Here is a 19,685-nt window from a genome sequence, read left to right on the forward strand (position 1 = left end):
ATGTTCTCCGGATCGGATAATACCGCCGGTACTTGCCTAGGAAGATAACGCCGCAGCAGCCTTGACGCAAGGGGCGGTAACCAAGTCGAACGGAAAATATCATGTGCGGCCGCAAATTTAGTCATGAAGAACTGACCTGGGCAGAATATCGCGACATATTGGCGATCGTTCAGCCGCCCCCCAACAGCAATTTCCAGCCCAATCATAACATCTGTCCCACCCAGATGGTGCCGGTCTGCGTCAACCGAGAGGGTAGCAGGTCGCTGGAACGGATGCACTGGGGGCTGGTGCCGCACTGGGCCAAAGACACCAAATTTGCCGCCAATATGATCAACGCCCGCGCCGAGACGCTGACCGAGAAGCCTTCGTTCAAGCCGCTTCTGAACGAACATCGCTGCATCATCATGGTATCCGGCTTTTACGAATGGCAACGGGAGGGGAAAAAGAAGACACCCTATAAGGTCGAGCGCAGCGATCACCAGCCAATGCTGCTCGCCGGTCTGTGGACGCATAATGACCGGCTCGCGATCGACAGCTATACGGTAATCACCACCGCAGCGCCGGACTATTTCACCCCGATCCACGACCGCGCGCCGGCCATTCTCGAACAAGCCGAAATCGGCACATGGATGGACGGCGGCTGGGAAGAGGCAGAAAATCTGGCAAAAACCTATCGGGGCGAGCTGACGGCGACCCGGATTTCCAGCCTGGTCAACAACAACCGCAACAATGGTCCCGAACTGCTCGAGCCAATCGCTGAATAAGACCACCAAAAGGCTTGACCCTGACCCGCTCCATGCCTATTGCCCCGCACCGGCACTCCCCTGTCGTATAATGGTAATACCACGGACTCTGACTCCGTTAATTGAGGTTCGAATCCTCACGGGGGATCCAGTTTTCCCAGTTTCTATCGACACCGATGCGGCTCAAAGCTGCAGGAATGCTTGGGTCTGATTCAGGCACAGCATATCGTTGCGCAGCACTTCTCACGCTTGATTAAAACCACCTGCCAGACTGTCAGGCTGAAGTGCATGATATGGGTATCTGCAGGCCTCACTTTAAATATAATCGCTGGCAGCAAAGAGCACGAGCCGCGAACACTGGACCTTCCACTCGTCTCTGGCACTCAGATCATTAATTGACTGCATGGTCAACTATAGTTATCTGACTATTTGGTCAACTGGGTTTCGCTGGGAGATTGAGCGGTGAGTATCATCAAGATAGAAGCTATTACCCATGTGAAATTTTCCGCGCCCGAAATTCCCAGGATCCGGAAAAGCGGAGCTCGCCTGCCAGAAGCAATGAAACGGGACCGGCTCTTGAAAGCTCAAGCGCGCCGTCCGCGATATCTCAGGATCGGCCAAACCGTCGAAGCGGAAATGAAAAGTAACGGCGGGGCCAATGCCCCAGGCATTCAACAGAAACTAGTGTCCGAGCAAGGAAGACAGGCATGACATATGCAACCCAAAGAGCAGATTATTCGATCGGTCAGAAAATCCTGCACTGGCTGATAGCGCTCGCGATCATGCTGGATCTGTTCATCGCGCAAAAATTTGCCGGGATCATGGCCGATAGTGATCGTTTCGAGTCCCGAAGTGATCACGCCTCGCTCGGTACCATCGTGGCAATTCTGTTCGTAATCCGGTTATATTTGCGTTGGCGAAACGGTGCGCCGGCCCTGCCCACGGACATGGCGCTATGGCAGAAAAAACTCTCTCATTACGCCCATTCGGCCCTCTATATCCTGATCGGAACATTGATTGTCACCGGAATAGGCTCCGCGATCAACGCGAATTCGGTTGTCTCCCCCTTCGGGCTTTTCGCACTGGGTGACGGCAGTGGCTCCGGCTTTATATTCTATTTTTTTCGTGGCTTGCATGAGCTTGCAACCAATCTGATCATTGCCCTGATCCTGCTCCATATTCTGGGCGCGCTCTATCATCTGATAATTGTGCGCGATGGCGTAACCGGCCGGATGCTGCAATTCTGGAAAAGCGACAAGGCGGGCTGATGGAGAAAAGCAAATGAACGGCGTTCCCATCTGGGCCAAATGGGCGTCCTTCGGAATCGTGTTCCTGACCACGATTGCGATACCCATGCTGTTGCTGGACGGTCCGGCGGAAACATGGGGAGCGCAGGCACTGGCATGGGCAGACCAACGCCCGGCTCACGTCTCCGCTCTCGTCATTGCCGCGCTCACCGCCGACATATTCTTGCCCGTGCCAAACGGGCTGACCAACACACTGGCCGGTTCGGTCCTAGGCTGGGCCCTGGCATCAGTGGTAGTATGGATCGGTCTCACTCTGGGTTGCATTTTTGGCTATTCGATCGGACGATGTGCCGGGCGCCCGCTTGCGAAAAAGCTGGTTGGCCCGGACGATCTCGATACGGCGACCGAATTTGCAGATGATCTCGGCGTTGCGACGCTCATCATGACCCGCCCCGTGCCCATGATCGCCGAACTCACGACTTTGGCGGCAGGCATCACTCGGATGCCATTGGCAAAATTCATGCTCGCAACGGGTATCGCCAATGCTGGTGTTGCGATAGTTTTCGCGGGCCTTGGTGCAGCGGCGCTGCAGTCCGGCTCGGCAACACTGGCCTTTATCGGCGCGGCCATTCTGCCGACAGGCTGCTGGCTGGCGTTCAAAAAATTCTCGAACAAAACCGTTCGATCCGACGTCGCCAGCCACGGCTCCCGATAATTTCAGACCATAAGGACCTGCTCTCATGAAAAAGGGAATTTTCGCCACCATATTGCTGATTTGCGGAATGGCCGGATTGGCCTCTGCGCAGGATAACGGTCGATCCGTCCATGATGATCGATCGGAAATCAGCCAGCTCATGCTGAAATGGGGATATTATCGCGATCACAATTTATGGGAAGAGTTGCGTGATACCTTTCATCCCGATGGAGATATTAAAGTCACCTGGTATGTCGGGGATTTCGCCGGCTTTGTAGATGCATCGATCAAAATGGCGGAAGGCGGTGCAGATTCAAATCACGTTATCAAGCCGTCGATCATCGAAGTTAAAGGCGATCGCGCCATCGCGATTACTCCGGTTTCGATCAATGCGCGGGCTGACAAGGGCGGCATGGAAATTGATGTGATATCCAGGGCCTATTTTTACGATTATCTCGAATATCGGGCGCAGAAGTGGCGGATCAGCAGACGCATCGCCGTCTATCAAAATGACCGAATGGATAGCGTCGGTCCGTCAATGAGTTTCGGATTACTCTATCGCGCGCTCAATATCGGGCAATATGAACCGGCGTACAAACATTTGGCTGCCGCACTGTCATTGCAGGGTTTTACCATTCAGCCGGGTCAGATTGTCGACAAGACGGAAGAATCCCGTGCCCTATATGAGAACGGACAGCGATGGCTGAACGACAGCAACATCCCGCTGGGAAATCTATAGCTGGTGGAACCCTGGCGATCCTCCGTGATCCGGAACCATCATCCCCACGGCGGATCCGGTTTCTCTTCTAAATCCTCCGCTCGGCGTCGATACAGCCGCTTCCTGGGACAAAACGAATCGAAGCGACAAACGAGTGAACGCTTGTCGTTTCGACCTTTAGCTATTGGTGCGCCCGCCATATCACCGGCGCTGGTAAATTTGCCGGGCGCGCCGCTATTATCCTGTCGTTATCCCGAGACCCGGTCCCAGTAGCGCAAATTCTTGCACTGGTTGAGAAAGTCCGCAGCATCTTTCTTCGCTCCGATTTCCACCACACCGTCGTCGATCTTGTCGGCGATACCCGCCGCTTTCAGCAGCGGCATCGCGCCTTCGGAATAGGCGATGAACTTGACGTGGGCGAAGGCGTCGCTGACGAAATCCTGGCTCGGCTTGTTGCCGGCCAGCTTTTCCGCAGCCTTTTCCGACATCACCAGGGCAACCGCATCGAAGACCACCGACGGGCCACCATCGATTTTCTCGTCAGCCGGCATGTTCTTGCCGTCGGACAATTTTGCGCCGGCAACATGCGGCGCGATGATCGCGGTGGTGCCGCCTGCATCCTCGGTGGCCTTCTTCAATGCCTTCACCAGATCGGCATCGCCGCCCTCGGCGATATAAATGCCCAGTTTGCGACCGGAAAAGCTTTCCGGCGGGTTTTTGAGCATGCTGAGCGCGTCCGATGCTGGCAAATCATCCACCGGCTTGCGCGCGGGTTTGATCTTCTCGGGCAGCTTTTCCATACCGATACCATCGGCAACATTTTTAGCAAGATCAGCGTCGATATTGCGCAAATGGCCGACCATCCGCTCGCGGATCGCTTCCTTGCCGACCTTGGAAAGCTCAAAGGTGATGGCAGCGGCAATATGATCCTGCTCGATCGGGGTCTGGCTGATATAGAATTGCCGGGCCTGGCTATAATGGTCGGCAAAAGTCTCCGAGCGGACGCGCTGCTTGGTGCCGTCCACTTCTTCCGGATAGCTTTTGAAGCCCCTGGCCGGATCTTCGCGCGGCCCCTCGCCTTCGTCCCAGCTGTTCGGCTCGTAATTGACCCGCCCCTTGGGGTTGGTCATCGCCATATGGCCGTCCTGCTGATAATGGCGCACCGGACATTTCGGCGCGTTCACCGGTATATGGGTAAAATTGGGGCTGCCAAGCCGCTTCAGCTGGGTATCGAGATAGGAGAAATTTCGTCCCTGCAGCAGCGGATCATTGGTGAAGTCGATGCCCGGCACGATATTCTGGGTGCAGAAAGCCACCTGCTCGGTTTCGGCGAAGAAATTGTCGACATTATTGTCGAGCACCATCTTGCCGATGATCCGGACAGGAACCTGCTCTTCCGGGATCAGCTTGGTCGGGTCGAGAACGTCAAATTCAAATTCATCGGCGAATTTATCGTCGAACACCTGCACGCCCAGTTCCCATTCCGGATAATCGCCGGAATCGACCGCATCCCACATGTCGCGGCGGTGAAAGTCGGGGTCCATGCCGTTGATTTTCAACGCTTCGTTCCAGACCACCGACTGCATGCCCTGCTTCGGCTTCCAGTGGAATTTGACGAAGTGCGATTTGCCGTCTGCATTGACCAGACGGAAGGTGTGCACACCGAACCCTTCCATGAAGCGCAAGGAGCGGGGAATGGCGCGGTCGGACATCACCCACATGATCATATGCATCGATTCGGGGCTCAGGGTGACAAAGTCCCAGAAATTATCATGGGCACTCTGCGCCTGCGGGAAGCCGCGATCGGGCGCGGGTTTGACCGAGTGGATCAGGTCCGGAAATTTGATCGCGTCCTGGATGAAGAACACCGGAATATTGTTGCCAACCAGATCCCAGTTTCCTTCCTTGGTATAGAACTTGACGGCAAAGCCGCGCACGTCGCGCGCGACATCGGGCGAACCCTTGCTGCCGGCAACGGTCGAGAAGCGGCAGAATAGCGGGGTCTTTTCTCCGACCCGCTGGAATATGTCGGCGCTGGACAGTTCCGGAATCGCCTCGGTCAGTTCGAAATGGCCATGAACGCCATAGCCGCGCGCATGGACGACGCGCTCGGGAATGCGCTCATGATCGAAGTGGAATATCTTTTCCCGCATGATCTGGTCTTCCAGCATCGTGCCGCCGCGGGCATGGCTCTTCAGGCTGTTCTGGTCGTCCGACACGGGCATGCCCTGCTGCGTGGTCATGATATCGTCGTTGCCGGTTGCGGTCTGGCGTGGTTCGCCGTTTTCGCCGAGTTTCAGGTCTGTCATGGCTTTTTCCTTCGTTGGGAACATGTCTCTTCACTCAAACCTACGCAGGTCGGGAAAGATGGTTCACCGGAATGACCGATAAAAATTTCGTCTCGTCGCTCCCGTTGGAGCGGCGTGTTCAGTTTGCCTTGGGCGTGAAACCGATATGCAGTTCCTTCAGCGATCGGAGCAGGAAATGCGGGTGGATGGCAAAATCATTCTTGCCCTCGATAAACCACATGTCCTCGAACCGGTCGACCACTGCGGTAAAGCCCCAGATCAATTCACGCCGGGCGAGCGGAGCGCCGAGACAATGGTGGACGCCGGAGCCAAAGCCCATATGAGCACCGGCTTTCTTGCGCTCCAGGTCGATTTTCTCCGGACATTCAAACACGCTCTCGTCGCGATTGGCGGCGGCATAGCGGACATTGATCAGCGCACCCTTCGGTATGGTGACGCCGTGCATCTCCACCTCTTCTCCGGCAAAGCGCATCAGGCTCTGCATCGGCGATTCCAGCCGCACCACTTCCTCGACAAAGGTCTTCATATATTTGTCGGGATCGCTGTTCAGCTGCTCCCAGACATGCTTGTTCTCGATCAGCAAGCGGATGCCCGATGCCAGCGCGTTGGTCGTCGTCTCGCTGCCGCCGACAAATGTGTCCGCCATCATCTCGGCGTGCAGCTCATTGTCGTTGAGCGGCCGGCCCCATTCCTCGATCACCCGGTTGACCAGCTCGCTGAGCAGGCTGTCGTCGGGATTCTTGCGCAGCCGCTCGAAAATGGGATGGAAATAATGCTGCCCCTCGATCTCGCGGTCGACCATTTCCAGTTCGGATTCCTCGTCGAGCATCATCGAAATCCGCTGGAAAAAGGCATCGGTCCAGCGCTTGATCTTCCACATATCCTGGCGCGGCGCGCCCATTTGCTCGCCAATGATATAGAGCGGCAAAGGTACGGCGAATTGGCTGACCCAGTTACACTGGCCGTCATCGATAAAGCCGTCGATCAGTTCATAGGCCAGGGTCTCGACCAGCGGATCCATGGTCTTGATCTTGCTCGGCTTGAACGCCTCGTTGAACATCGCCCGCATCTGTTTGTGATTGGGATCATCGCGGCTCGACAAGGTCGGCTCGGGCAGCCAGCCGTTTTCCTCAAAACGCTGTTGCACCAGCTGTTGCCGTTCGGTGGTGCCGGTCTTGTTGAAGGCGGCAAATTTCTTCGGGCTGCTCGGAAAGGTTTCAGGATCGAGCAGGACGCGGCGCACATCCTCGTAGCGGGTGATCACATAGATATCGGTGCCCGGCTGCTTGTAGACCGGCGCCTCCTCGCGCAGCACCTTATAGGCGTCATAAGGGCATTGCTGCGTTTCCACATCAAGCAGATTGATATCGGCCTTCGTTGCCATGCTATTTCTCCCTAGCGCACCTGAATTTTCTCTTCCCCCCATGGTGCAATGGTCTGGGCTTTCTGGAACGCCGCGGGCAGTTCTTCGACCATATGCCAGGTCGCTGCCAGCCGACCGAAGCCGACGAAAAAGGCACAGGTCATGCCCAGTTCAACAATCTGTGCTTCGCTGAAATATTCGCGCAGACCGACATGGACAGCATCATCAATCGCCAGATGATCGGTCGCCATCAGCTCGCCATAATGGATCGCCGCCTTCTCTGCGTCGCTGAGATTGTCGGCTTCCTGCGGCTTCTCCAGCGAACAGACCGCGCCTTCATCGACGCCGTCATTAACGGCATCGGTGTAGCGGATCGCCATGCAGCTGCGGCACTGGTTGAAGAAAGCAATCCGCAGCCGGACCAGTTCGACCAGTCGCTCCGGCAGGTTACGGCCTGCCTTGAGCGCACCGCCAAATTGCATGAGGCCGAGTGCCTGCTCGGGACAATGGGCAAAATGGCGGACAAGGCCCTGCTCGAGGTCGGTCGCGGCGTCCGGATTCACGGCAGCCCTGATCCGTGGATCCCAACCCTCCGGCGGCAGCTTCGATATCCGGCTCATCCGATCCTCCCCAATCCGACAATGATATTGGGAGGAGTCTAGATTTTCCCGGAACGAAAGAAACTGTCGAATTGAACAAGGGCTAGCCTGGGACGGCGCGAAAAATAGAAAAGCCCGCTATTATTCCGCTTCCGCATTCTGGTCATATTTTAGCTCGAGATAGCGGCCACGGATCGACAGATTGTCGATGTCGCCCTTGGCAATCTGCTGGGTCACCCCGGCGATTTCCTTTTCGATCAGGGTCAGCCCGCCGATCAGCTGCTCGTCCGGCGATTTTCCGCTATCGGTCGCTTTGCTGCGCATGGAGGCGGGAATCGCCCGATAGCCGTTGATTAACTCGGGCAGATGCTCGCCAACCAGCTTGCGCACTTCGTAGGCCGCAGCATCTCCCTCGTTGAGCTTGTTCAGTTGCGGCGAGAGCATGTCCAGCTGAACGCCGATGCCGTTGACGATCTGGACCGCCGGCGCAGGCAGCGCCGGGCGCTGGTTTTCCAGCCAGATTTCGGTCTTGCCGGCCAGCGACTTTAGATCGGACTTCATGATAGTCTCGGGCGTCGGCATTTTCATTTTCGGAAATTTCATCGAGGCCCAGATACCGCCAGCGATCAGCCCGGCAGATATCATCACACCCCAGAAACCGATGCCGCTCAAAATCCCGCCAACGATGCTCGCACCGACCAGCACGCCAACAGTCCACAAGGCCGCACGGCCCAGCTTCTTGAAGAAATGGCCCTGCTTCAGCTTGTGCGAGCGATTGCCGATCGAGCGGCGGAATTGGGAATCGCGAAGCGCCCGCGCCGCGCTGTCAAAGATTTGCTGATTGGATTCGGTCACCAGGCTCTATTCCTCCAGCGCCGACAGGGGGTTTTCGGAAGGCGCTTCCAGCTGCGCCTTTGCCTGCCCTTCGGATCGCGCAATATAGCCTTTGGATTTCTCGATCTCGCCGGAAAGAGAATTCACGGTCGCCTTCATATTCTCCAATGCTTTCAACTTGAACGTGTCGATATTGTCCATCGTGTCGTAGACATTCTGGAACGCGCGTTGCAGCGTTTCGAGCGGAATGGTCGACGAGGCAGCCTGCTCGTGGATCTGGCCGGTCTGGTTCTTCAGCATCTCACTGGTGCTGTCGATCACGCCTGCCGTCGTCGTGTTGAGCGCGGTAATCTGGTCGAGGACCAGCTTCTGGTTGGTCAGCGCCTGAGCGACGGTCACACCGGTGCGCAAAGCGCCCACCGTGGTTGTGCTGGCCCGGTCGACGCCCTTGACCAGTTCTACATTGTTGCGCTTCACCAGATCGAGCGCAAGATAGCCCTGTACGGTAACCGCCATCTGGGTGAGCAGATCCTGCGTGCGTTGCCGAACATAGAAAAGCGCGCTTTCGCGGATCGCCTTGGCCTTGCCCGGATCGGTGGCGTCCAGTTCGGCAGCCTTGTCTTCGAGCCGCTGGTCCATGACCTTGGAAACGTGGATCATCTGCTCCAGCCGACCCATGGCCGCCCAGAGATTCTTGCGTTCGACATCTATTGCCGCATTGTCCATCAGCAATTCGTCCTTGCCGGAACGAAGCCGGTCCAGGATCGAACCGATATGGCCCTGCGCGCTCTTGTAGCCGTCGAAATAATTGCGCATCTTGTTGCCGAACGGGATGATTCCGAAAATCTTCTTCTTGGCAGTCAGATTGCCGCGCTTGCCCGGATCAAGATCCTCGACCGTCCGGCGCAATTCGGCGAGATCGGAGCCAATGCCGCTTTCTTCGTCCATCGACCGGATCGGGCGATCGAGAAAACGGTTGGACTGGCCCGCCGCTTCGGCAATTTCCTTGCGGCCAATATTGGTAATCTGGTCCACTTTTTTACCAAATTCGGGACTATTTTGATCCTGAGCGATCAAATCGTCGATAAAATGGTCAACTTTTTCCTCGAGCTTGGACTTAACCTCGTCGCCGATCGAAACCAGGCCTCCGGCCTTTTCGGGAGCGACAGGAACCACCGGATCCGGCGGAGTCAATTTCAGTTCATCGGTCGCGGTGATTGTTTCGGTCGCCATGCTGTTCAGCCTCCCTGCCCCGGCACCAGTGCGGGGCTTTTCCTATAAATGGATGCAAATGCCCCGCTTTTCAAGCGTTTCAACTGCTGTATTAGATAAATAATACAGTTTTTATGAAACTGTGCAACATGCTTCCAATTCTTCCATCTTTGGCAAAGTTCAGCCTTTCAGCACTTCCACCACTTGCGGCGCGATTTTTCCCACGATGATATCAATGCCCTCGGCGGTCGGATGCAGGCCATCGGGCAGGAAAAGACTGGGATTTCCCACCACACCATCCATGAAGAACGGGTAGAGCGCGACATCATATTTTCTGGCAAGCGCAGGGTAGATGATATTGAATTCATCGCTGAATTTCGCCCCCAGATTGGGCGGAGCCAGCATGCCCGTCAGCATTACCGAGATGCCACGATCCTGAAGCTTTTTGACCATCGCATCCAGATTGGCGCGGGTATCAGCCGGTTTCAGACCGCGCAGCAGGTCATTGCCACCGAGCCCCAATATCACCAGGTCAGGCTTGCGCGACAGGCTATCCAGAACGAAATCCATCCGCCGCAGTCCCGCAGCCGTCGTATCGCCCGACACGCCAGCATTGTGCACCCGAACGTCCTTGCCGGCCGCCTTCAGCGCCGCCTGCAGTTCCGGTGCAAAGCCCTCTTTTTGGTCCAGACCATAGCCGGCATAAAGGCTGTCACCAAAAGCAACGATCAGGATTTCAGCCTCTTTCACTTCCGCCTTCTGATCGCCGCCCACTTCGGTCGATGCCGTCTCTACGTCCTCTGGAACAGCTTGCGCCGCTTCCGGCGCGGGGCCACAAGCGATCAAAAGTTGCAGAAATGCTAGTGTGAACCCATATAAGACCAAATTCTTCAACATCGGATATCCTTACCCCCATGATCCAGAAAACCGCCGCATCGAGCGACGCCGCCACAGTTGAACCCCATATCGCGATTGCAGCCCGGAATGTCACCCTGTCTTTGGGGGAAGGAACAGCGCGAGTCGATATTCTGCGCGGTATCGATCTGTCGATCGAGGAGGGCAAGACAGTGGCCTTGCTCGGGCCGTCCGGGTCTGGCAAATCTTCGCTGATGGCGATCCTGTCCGGTCTCGAACGGGCAACCGGTGGTACGGTAAACATTGCCGGCGCCGACTTCGGCACGATGAACGAGGATCAGCTGGCGGTTGCCCGGCGCGGCCGCGTAGGCATAGTATTGCAGGCCTTTCACCTGCTCCCCACGATGACAGCGCTGGAGAACGTTGCGGTTCCGCTCGAACTGGACGGCCAACCCGATCCCTTTGAAATCGCTGCAAAGGAATTGACGGCAGTCGGCCTCGGCGACCGTCTCGGCCATTATCCGACCCAGCTGTCCGGCGGTGAACAACAACGCGTGGCCATTGCCCGCGCGATGGCCTCGCGGCCAACGATCATCTTCGCAGACGAACCCACCGGCAATCTCGACGGCACCACCGGCGAGAAAATCATCACTTTGCTGTTCGATCGCCAGCAAGCCACCGCAGCAACCCTGCTGATCATTACCCATGATCCCGAACTGGCCAAGCGTTGCGATCGAATCATCGAATTGCGCGACGGTCTGATCGAACGGGACAGCGCCGCGTGAGCGCTGAACTCGGCAAAGCATGGACTATTGCCCGCCGTGATCTGCGGGGACGGTTCGTCGGCCTTCGGCTGCTGATTATCTGCCTGTTTCTCGGCGTTGCCACTTTGGCAGCCATTGGCAGTCTGACCAACGCGATCACCGAAGAACTGGCCAATCGCGGTCAGGCGATTTTGGGCGGCGATCTGGAGATTGCGGTTGCCCAGCGGGAAGCCACTGTCGAGGAACTGGCCGCCCTCAAGCAGGCAGGAACCCTCTCTGAAACGCTGCGGATGCAGGCGATGGCTCGGTTGCCGGACGGCAGCGACACGCAACTGGTCGAGCTGAAAGGCGTCGATGGTGGCTACCCGCTTTATGGCAATTTCACGCTCGAGAATAGCCAGAGGGTTTCTGCACCCGGACCACAGGAAATCTATGTCACCCCTGCCCTGAAGCAGCGGCTGGCACTGGAAAGCGGAGACCAAGTCGACTTTGGCGAGGCCAGTTTTACTGTCTCTGGCATCATCGCCGAAGAACCTGACAGGCTCAGCGAAGGCCTGTCGCTGGGGCCGGTGGCAATAACGTCGCTGGACGGTCTACGCGCCACACAATTGATCCAGCCCGGTAGCCTGTTCGAGAGCAAATATCGTCTCAAACTGCCTGCTACCGACATTCCCCGTGAGGTCGGCGACCGGCTTTCCGAGCGATTCCCTAACGCCTCGTGGGAAGTCAAGACACGCGACGATGGTGCGCCAAGCACGAGACGCTTCATTGAACGCATGGGACAATTTCTGACTCTGGTTGGCCTCGCCTCACTGGTGATCGCTGGCATCGGCGTCGGCAATGGCGTTGCCTCTTACCTGCGCGGCAAGCAGGGTGCGATCGCCACGCTCAAGATACTTGGCGCAGACAGCGCGATGATCTTTCGCATCTATCTGTTCCAGATCATGGCGGTGGCACTGGGCGCCATTGCTCTGGGTCTCGTCATTGGTGCCCTGGCTCCGCTGGCGATCATCCAGATCGCGGGCGATGTTCTACCCATCAAACCGGAATTTGCCGTCTATCCGCTGCCTTTGCTGGTCAGCGCACTCTATGGATTGCTGATCGCCGTCATCTTCGCCCTGCCCCCCTTGTCGCGGGCAAAGACAATCCCGGCAGCCGGTATCATCCGCGGCGAAGGCCGTTCTTGGCGCCAGATTGACCGGCAAAGCTGGGTTGGTGTGGGCCTGGCGATTGCCGCCATCATCGCGCTCGCTCTCGGCACAGCCAATGAACCTTTATTTTCCGCCTCGTTCATGGGCGCAGCAGCCGCGATCTTGCTCCTGCTGACTGGATTGGGCGCGCTGATCCGCTGGCTGGCCAGCAAGGCCCCGCGCCCGAAACATCCATTGTTGCGACTCGCGCTGACCAGCCTGCATCGTCCCGGTGCCCAGACTGGACAGCTGGTTGTCGCACTGGGACTCGGCTTGACCCTGTTCGCCACGCTGTCTGCAATCCAGACCAGCCTGACCAACGAAATCCGCTCGACCGTTCCCCGCGATGCCCCGAGCTTTTTCGTGCTCGACATCCCGGTCGAACGCGCCGACGAATTCCGCGCCAAGGTCGCGGAGACTTCCAAAGCTGCCGAAGTGAATATCGTACCGACGCTGCGCGGATCCATCACCGAATTCCGCGGCCAGCGGGTTTCCGAACTGGAAACCCTCCCCGAAGGCGCATGGGTGCTGCGTGGCGATCGCGGCCTCACCTATAGTGCGACTATTCCCGAAGGCAGCGAAATTGCCGAGGGCGAGTGGTGGCCTGTTGATTATGACGGACCGCCTCTGGTCTCGGTCGATGAAGAACAGGGCGCGGCAATGGGCCTCAAAATCGGAGACAGCCTGACCGTCAGCCTCCTCGGTGTCGAGATTCCGGCCAGGGTAGCCTCGTTCCGCAAGGTTAACTGGCGCAATTTCGGCTTCAACTATGTACTGGTCTTCCCGCCCAGCGTTCTGGCTGATGTCCCGCATAATGTCGCAGCGACCATCCAGCTGGAAGCGGCCAGGGAAGATCAACTGCTCGGCATATTACCGCAGGAATTCCCGTCCATCTCGATGGTCAAGGTCAAGGAAATCGCCTCCCAGATCGGCGACATATTGGACCAGATGGCCACCGCCATTGCTGCCGCCGCCTCGATCGCGATCTTCTCCGGCATCGCGGTGCTGATCGGCGCCATTGCCGCATCGCGCCAGGCGCGGGTCTATGACAGCGTGATCCTGAAGCTGCTCGGCGCAACGCGGGCACAGATATTATCGGTTCAGGCAATCGAATATGCGCTGCTGGCATTTCTGTTATCAGCGGTGGCTCTGGGGCTCGGCCTGTTTGCCGGCTGGTTCGTGATCACCCAGATTTTCGAGTTCACCTGGCAGCCGGATTGGGGAATCGTCCTGCTGACGCTGGGCATCGGCGCGATTGCAACCCTGGGGATCGGCTTGCTTGGCTCCATCCCGGTGCTGTCGGCCAAACCGGCAAGGGCTTTGCGAGAGCTATAGAAGGTCCTGTTCGCACTGAGCTTGTCGAAGTGCCTCTATCGCCACGCGCAATCCTTCGACAAGCTCAGGACGAACGGGCATTGATCAGTTAATCCTCGTCTCCGGCCAATCTTACCGCCACCGGAGCCGAAAGAAACAGTTGCGCAAGATGATAGAAAATCAGCGGCAATATCACCAAGCCGGCCCGTTCTGGAGCAAAGATTATCGCCGCCAGCGGCGCGCCAATGGCAACGCTCTTCTGCGCTCCGGAGAATAGCAGTGTTTTTCGATCATGGCGGGCGAATCCCATAAGGCCGCCCAGCAGCCATGTGCCGCCAAAGGCCAGTCCCAGCCAAAATAACAGAGCAGCAGCCAGCCAGGTAAATTCGGTACCGCTCACCCGGCTCCACATCCCGGCGATGATGGCCGCAGAAAAGGAAACATAGACCGCCAGGGCAATTGCCCCCCGGTCGATCCAGCCCGTCAGATCCTTATGCTGCATCACCCAGGGTCGCAGCCATTTTTGAAAAGTCTGCCCCAGAACGAACGGCAATAACAATATGGCGGCGAGCTTGATGATTGTCTCGGACGTGATTTCAACGCCAGCGGCGCGCGCGAGCAGCGCAAACAATAGCGGCGACAGAAAAACTCCGACGAGATTTATGAAGGCGCTAGCGACCACGGAAGCGGCCACATTCCCCCTGGCGATAGCGCAATAGCTGGTTGCCGACTGCACTGTTGAGGGCAACACACCCAAGAATAGGAAGCCCAGCGCGACGTCGGCAGGCAACACCTGTTCGACCGCCCTGGATAGCAGCAGACCGATTGCCAGCATCACCCCGAATACCCAAACGAATATCGTACCCTGCAGCCGGATATTGCTCAACCCTGCCCGCACTTCATGCCGTTCGAGTCGGATACCGTGGAGCAGAAATACTGCAAAAATGCCGGCGTTGAATAAAATCCCCGCCACCTCTTTTGCCACCCCCTGCACAGGCAACAGGGTTGCTAGAAGCACCGCTCCGCTGAGCAGCCAGATGAATTTATCAGTGAGGATCAGACGAACGGTTTGCATATAGGCTGGGGCAAATGAATTGCCGAAGATGATTTGGCAAGCTTTCTGATGTTGCGGTGCAGCACCAAACAGGCTAAGGGCGCGGCAATATCGGGGCTTTGCTTATGGCCGCCCTTTCCTCTTCTAACGGTAGAATTTAATATGTCCCTTCGCAATATCGCAATCATTGCGCACGTTGATCACGGCAAAACAACCCTGGTTGACCAGCTTTTCCGCCAATCCGGCACATTTCGCGACAATGAACGTGTCGAGGAACGGGCGATGGATTCGAACGATCTTGAAAAAGAACGCGGCATCACGATTCTCGCAAAATGCACCAGCGTCGAGTGGAAAGGCACGCGGATCAATATTGTTGATACCCCGGGCCATGCCGACTTTGGTGGCGAGGTTGAACGCATCCTGTCGATGGTCGACGGTGTGATTCTGCTCGTCGACAGCGCCGAAGGCGCTATGCCGCAGACCAAATTCGTGACCGGCAAGGCTCTGGCTCTCGGCCTGAAGCCGATTGTTGTCGTCAACAAGATCGACCGTCCCGATGGCCGCGCTGAAGAAGTGCTCGACGAAGTGTTCGACCTGTTCGTCAATCTTGACGCCAATGATGAGCAGCTTGATTTCCCTTCGCTCTTCGCCAGCGGCCGCAACGGCTATGCCGGTACGAGCCCGGATGTACGTGAAGGCGATCTGTCTCCCCTGTTCGACAAGATTATCGAACATGTGCCGGAGCCTGACGTTGATCCGGACGCTGAATTCAAGTTTCTCGTCACGTTGCTCGACCGCGACAATTTTGTGGGCCGCATTCTCACCGGCAAGGTTGAAAGCGGAAAAATCGACATTAACATGCCGATCCATGCGATCGATATGGACGGCAACATCGTCGAAACCGGCCGCGCCACCAAGATCATGGCCTTTAACGGCCTTGAACGGGTCCCTGTGGAAAGCGCCAAGGCGGGTGATATCATTTCCCTTGCCGGCCTGACAAAAGCGACCGTTTCCAACACAATCTGCGATGTTTCGGTAAAAACACCGATTGCTGCACAACCGATCGATCCACCAACACTGTCCATGCGCTTTGCGGTGAATGACAGTCCGGTTGCCGGCCGCGAAGGCGACAAGGTTACCAGTCGCGTGATCCGCGATCGCCTCGCACGCGAAGCCGAATCCAATGTCGCGATCAAAGTCACCGAAAGCGACGACAAGGACAGCTTTGAAGTTGCTGGCCGCGGCGAATTGCAACTCGGCGTGCTGATCGAGACGATGCGCCGCGAAGGCTTTGAGCTGGGCATTTCCCGTCCGCGGGTTCTCTACCGCGAAGAAAATGGCAAACGCCAGGAACCTTATGAAACCGTTGTCATCGACGTTGATGACGAATATTCCAGCACTGTGGTTTCCAAGATGCAGCGCCGCAAGGCGGAACTGACCGAGCAGCGTCCTTCCGGCGCTGGCAAGACCCGTCTGACCTTCTCCGCACCTTCGCGCGGCCTGATCGGCTATCATGGCGAATTTCTGTCCGACACCCGCGGCACCGGCCTGATGAACCGTCTGTTTGAAAAATATGACGATTATAAGGGCGTCATCGAAGGCCGTCCGGTTGGCGTGCTGGTGTCCAATGGTACTGGCAACACGGCAGCTTATGCGCTGAACATGCTCGAAGAGCGCGGCGTACTGTTTATCGGCGCACAGACCCCGGTTTACGAAGGCATGATCATTGGCGAAAATGCCAAGCCTGGCGATCTCGACGTCAACCCGATGAAATCAAAAGCGCTGACCAACTTCCGGGTCTCCGGCAAGGAAGACGCCATCCGTCTGACCACGCCGAAAGTCATGACGCTGGAACAGGCCATTGCCTATATCGACGATGACGAACTGGTCGAGGTAACGCCCAAGAATATCCGCCTGCGCAAACGCTATCTCGATCCAAACGATCGCAAGAAAGCGTCCCGTCAAGCAGCGGCTGCCTAAACCTGATTCTTTCCGCTGGCTCGACGAATATTATTATTTGATCTAAGTCGGCGGAAATTAAAATCCCGATGGTTCGACGACAAATATTTCGCCGTCTGAGTCGGCGAGAATTAGGTTATTTTCTCGATCGGTCCCGATCGCAACGATAGCATCCAGACTACCGGCATCTGATTCAAAATCGGTGTTGAGAAGTTCGTATCGTGACGGGGGCACTATTCCTTGCCCCATCAGGTCATTTATCCGGACGGCCCAAATTTTTCCGCTGTTCCTGTCTGCAAAGATATACTTTGACTGCAAGCTGACAATCGGTCCGGTATAGATCGCACCAGCAACTACCGAACTCCCCGCTCTATCACCACTGCCTCTTGCATATTCGGTCACCGATGCCGTCAAAGTCTCTGTCGTACTGCCTGTCGCCGCTGTGCTGCCTTCGAAAAAGGGCCACCCGAAATTTGAGCCGCCGACATTGTGAAACAGGAAATTTATTTCTTCTGAAAAAGAGCTACCGCGGTCAGCAAAATATATTCCATCGCCGAACAAACTCCCACTTTTTGGGTCCTGCAAACCGAGTGCATAAACAAAGCGATCCCCGCCGCCCGCAGCGTAAGGATTTCCTGGAGGAGCGAGAAAAAATATGGGGGCAGCTCCAGCATATGGATCCGGATTTGGTCGTAACCTTAGCACCTTGCCAAGTTTCGAATTAGGGTTTTGACCATTATCGACATCGCCCGCATCACCAACCATCACATAGAGATCGTTATCCGGACTAAATCCCAGCCAGCCGCCATAATTTATGTCGGAATCGTGCGGAATTTCAAACTGAGTGCCACTGCCCAGCAACGATTCAGGTGTGAGTCGATTGATTTTTCGGATCGAAATATCACTTCCTGAACTAGCGAAGGGACCGCTCCTTGCCGCAGTCACGAAAGCCCAATAAGTGTTATTGGCCGAAAAAGCAGGGTCAACCGTCAGCCCCAAAAGCCCGCCTTCGCCTGCCGTATTTACGTTGAGAAGAGTTCGGTCGAGACTGCGCGTCCCATCGACTGTATCCATTTCATAAATATTGCCGCCCCGCTCTGCCACAAACACTTTTGCTTGGCTCGGGATCGTCGCAATAACGGAGACGTCATTCAATCCAGTCGTCAGGCGACGAACGCGAATTCCTTCACGATCATTCTCCACCGTAACCGTCGCGTTGGTGCTAGCGGTCAGACTGCCATCGCTGACGATAACGGAGACATTGTACACATTGTTCATGTCGGTATCGGTCGGCAGTTCGAAATTCGGCGCGGTCCTGAATGACAATGCCCCGGAGGAACTGATGACAAAGTCATCGGCATCGGTACCAGCAACGGAAAAACTCAATTGATCGCCATCTGGATCATTCGCCTGCGCGGTCAGCACATTTATCTGATTTTCTTTGGTCATTTGAGGCGCGATAGCCAAAATTTGTGGTCGGGAATTCGCCGATGGTGGAAGTTGCACTGGCGAGGACGAACTGCTTCCACCGCCACATCCAGCAAGTAGAAATGAAGAGACTACAAATAACGAACTACGCATTTTTTACCAAACTCCCAACAAATTAGAAGGATTGATAACTTTCTAAATTTTGGCTGACAAGGTTAATCCAATGAATTTTGACGGCTGCCATAAATTTGGCTCGGTATAAAAATTCCACGAGTTCATAGGATAAAAAAATGAATGACTTTCGGTCGTTAAGAGCGGTGGTCTGCGCAAACGCTACCTGGATCCGAACAAATGCAAGAAAGTGTCAATCCAGATGGACACGGCTTAGAACGACGACAGCTATAAAAAAGGCGGCCCGCAAGACCGCCCTTTTCATATCCACTTGCAGTATCCGTTAGAAACGGAACGCCGCAGTCAATCTGATGCTATGCAGATCGAAGTCTGGATCGCTGCGTTTCATGTCTGTGCCACCGGATGCCAAAAGAAACGGGTTGGTAGCGCCTGCCGTGCCTGGACCTACATTTACGACATAATCATCATCATTATACCGGGTGAAGAGATATTCGAGACCCATGGTAATATTGTCGGTGACCTTGGCCTCTGCGCCGACACCACCGGTCCAACCGAAGCTTTCGGTTTTCCCATTGTCGGTGAAGCTATTCGCACCATTGGTGGTGGTGAAGCTATTGTCGATCTTGGCATAGGATATACCGCTGGTGGCATAGAAAAGAACACCGCCAGGAGTGTATCCAATCCGGCCACGGGCACCGATGGCATAGTCCAGTTGGCGAGTGAAGGTGTACGACGCCGGTGTGGTGCTGAACCCTGTCACGCTATCAGTCGATTCACTGCGACCGGCATCGACGACAAAACCGACAACAAGATTGCCATATTGCTTGTCCGCGCCTGCACGAACATAATAATCAATATCGTCCTTGTCATTCTGACAACCCGCTGTGCGAACACTGCCGTTTGCAGCGCCATTACAGAAGCCGGGCGAGAACGCATTCGCGCCGGTAATCGTGTTCACGTTATTGTCAAAACTGCCATCACGGTTGGTGTCGAATGTGATGCTTTCGTTCCGGTCATTGGTCTGGGCGCCCAGTCCAAAGGATCCGCCGATATAGAAACCGTCGAATTCCGTATTTTCAATTTCCTGCGCCTGGGCGGGAACAGCGGCGATTGCCGTAAGCATAGTGGCTGCGCCAAGCGCGCATTTGATGGGGGACATAATAAACTCCTCTTTATACTCAACTAATATCGAGACACATCAAGCGCATGGCAGCGGTTATGGTTGCATCGTAAACTGGATAAGCTGAGGGTGTGATATTTAAGCGACAAA

17 protein-coding genes and 1 tRNA gene are annotated in these 19,685 nt (G+C 56.0%); 9 read left to right on the top strand and 9 right to left on the bottom strand.

Translation table 11 applies throughout. From position 1 onward, the window contains the following. Positions 1-101: 101 nt before the first annotated feature. From AZE99_RS09280 to AZE99_RS09305, 6 genes are all read left to right on the top strand, one after another. Positions 102-764, top strand: a complete 663-nt coding sequence (locus AZE99_RS09280) for an SOS response-associated peptidase (protein ID WP_067200165.1) — start codon at positions 102-104, stop codon at positions 762-764. Positions 765-820: 56 nt separating this feature from the next. After that, positions 821-894, top strand: a tRNA-Gln gene (locus AZE99_RS09285). 311 nt (positions 895-1,205) lie between these two features. Continuing rightward, a complete protein-coding gene (locus tag AZE99_RS09290; RefSeq protein WP_067200167.1) occupies positions 1,206-1,454 on the top strand; it encodes a hypothetical protein in 249 nt (82 codons plus the stop codon). Then, on the top strand, positions 1,451-2,011 hold the full coding sequence (locus AZE99_RS09295; protein WP_067200170.1) for a cytochrome b: 561 nt from the start codon (positions 1,451-1,453) through the stop codon (positions 2,009-2,011). The genes AZE99_RS09290 and AZE99_RS09295 overlap by 4 nt, the downstream gene beginning before the upstream one ends. Positions 2,012-2,024: 13 nt before the next feature. Further along, positions 2,025-2,705 (top strand): TVP38/TMEM64 family protein, encoded by a 681-nt coding sequence (locus tag AZE99_RS09300; RefSeq protein ID WP_067200173.1) that lies wholly within the window; start codon positions 2,025-2,027, stop codon positions 2,703-2,705. Between the two features lie 25 nt (positions 2,706-2,730). Continuing rightward, complete coding sequence (locus AZE99_RS09305; RefSeq protein WP_067200175.1) at positions 2,731-3,423, top strand: nuclear transport factor 2 family protein; 693 nt, start codon at positions 2,731-2,733, stop codon at positions 3,421-3,423. A 227-nt stretch (positions 3,424-3,650) separates the two neighbouring features. Here the strand turns inward: AZE99_RS09305 and AZE99_RS09310 are convergent, their stop codons facing one another. From AZE99_RS09310 to AZE99_RS09335, 6 genes are all read right to left on the bottom strand, one after another. Then, positions 3,651-5,711, bottom strand: a complete 2,061-nt coding sequence (locus tag AZE99_RS09310) for a catalase (protein WP_156472182.1) — start codon at positions 5,709-5,711, stop codon at positions 3,651-3,653. A 118-nt stretch (positions 5,712-5,829) separates the two neighbouring features. Beyond that, positions 5,830-7,095: a cytochrome P450 gene (locus tag AZE99_RS09315; protein WP_197460158.1), complete on the bottom strand. Its 1,266-nt coding sequence runs from the start codon at positions 7,093-7,095 to the stop codon at positions 5,830-5,832. Between the two features lie 11 nt (positions 7,096-7,106). Beyond that, the gene (locus AZE99_RS09320; protein WP_067200181.1) at positions 7,107-7,694 is read right to left on the bottom strand and encodes a carboxymuconolactone decarboxylase family protein; all 588 of its coding nucleotides are present in this window, start codon (positions 7,692-7,694) and stop codon (positions 7,107-7,109) included. A gap of 120 nt (positions 7,695-7,814) precedes the next feature. After that, a complete protein-coding gene (locus tag AZE99_RS09325; RefSeq protein ID WP_067200185.1) occupies positions 7,815-8,528 on the bottom strand; it encodes a hypothetical protein in 714 nt (237 codons plus the stop codon). A gap of 6 nt (positions 8,529-8,534) precedes the next feature. Next, positions 8,535-9,740, bottom strand: a complete 1,206-nt coding sequence (locus tag AZE99_RS09330) for a toxic anion resistance protein (RefSeq protein ID WP_067200188.1) — start codon at positions 9,738-9,740, stop codon at positions 8,535-8,537. A gap of 159 nt (positions 9,741-9,899) precedes the next feature. Continuing rightward, complete coding sequence (locus AZE99_RS09335) at positions 9,900-10,616, bottom strand: arylesterase (protein ID WP_067200192.1); 717 nt, start codon at positions 10,614-10,616, stop codon at positions 9,900-9,902. A gap of 17 nt (positions 10,617-10,633) precedes the next feature. On the opposite strand from AZE99_RS09335, the gene AZE99_RS09340 reads away from it, so the two are divergent. Continuing rightward, entirely contained in the window at positions 10,634-11,359 is a 726-nt protein-coding gene (locus AZE99_RS09340) for an ABC transporter ATP-binding protein (RefSeq protein ID WP_067200195.1), read from the top strand. Continuing rightward, positions 11,356-13,863: an ABC transporter permease gene (locus AZE99_RS09345; RefSeq protein ID WP_067200197.1), complete on the top strand. Its 2,508-nt coding sequence runs from the start codon at positions 11,356-11,358 to the stop codon at positions 13,861-13,863. Before AZE99_RS09340 ends, AZE99_RS09345 begins: the two co-directional genes overlap by 4 nt. 88 nt (positions 13,864-13,951) lie before the next feature. Here the strand turns inward: AZE99_RS09345 and AZE99_RS09350 are convergent, their stop codons facing one another. Next, positions 13,952-14,917 (bottom strand): bile acid:sodium symporter family protein, encoded by a 966-nt coding sequence (locus tag AZE99_RS09350; RefSeq protein ID WP_067200199.1) that lies wholly within the window; start codon positions 14,915-14,917, stop codon positions 13,952-13,954. 141 nt (positions 14,918-15,058) lie between these two features. Here AZE99_RS09350 and typA point away from each other — a divergent pair, with 141 nt between their 5' ends. After that, a complete protein-coding gene (gene typA, locus AZE99_RS09355) occupies positions 15,059-16,876 on the top strand; it encodes a translational GTPase TypA (protein WP_067200202.1) in 1,818 nt (605 codons plus the stop codon). 57 nt (positions 16,877-16,933) lie between these two features. Here the strand turns inward: typA and AZE99_RS09360 are convergent, their stop codons facing one another. Both AZE99_RS09360 and AZE99_RS09365 read right to left on the bottom strand, forming a co-directional pair. After that, positions 16,934-18,304, bottom strand: a complete 1,371-nt coding sequence (locus AZE99_RS09360; protein WP_067200203.1) for a PQQ-dependent sugar dehydrogenase — start codon at positions 18,302-18,304, stop codon at positions 16,934-16,936. Between the two features lie 433 nt (positions 18,305-18,737). Then, the gene (locus tag AZE99_RS09365) at positions 18,738-19,574 is read right to left on the bottom strand and encodes an outer membrane protein (RefSeq protein WP_067200206.1); all 837 of its coding nucleotides are present in this window, start codon (positions 19,572-19,574) and stop codon (positions 18,738-18,740) included. Positions 19,575-19,685: the final 111 nt, after the last annotated feature.

It is taken from the genome of Sphingorhabdus sp. M41, from assembly GCF_001586275.1.
Lineage (GTDB): Bacteria > Pseudomonadota > Alphaproteobacteria > Sphingomonadales > Sphingomonadaceae > Parasphingorhabdus.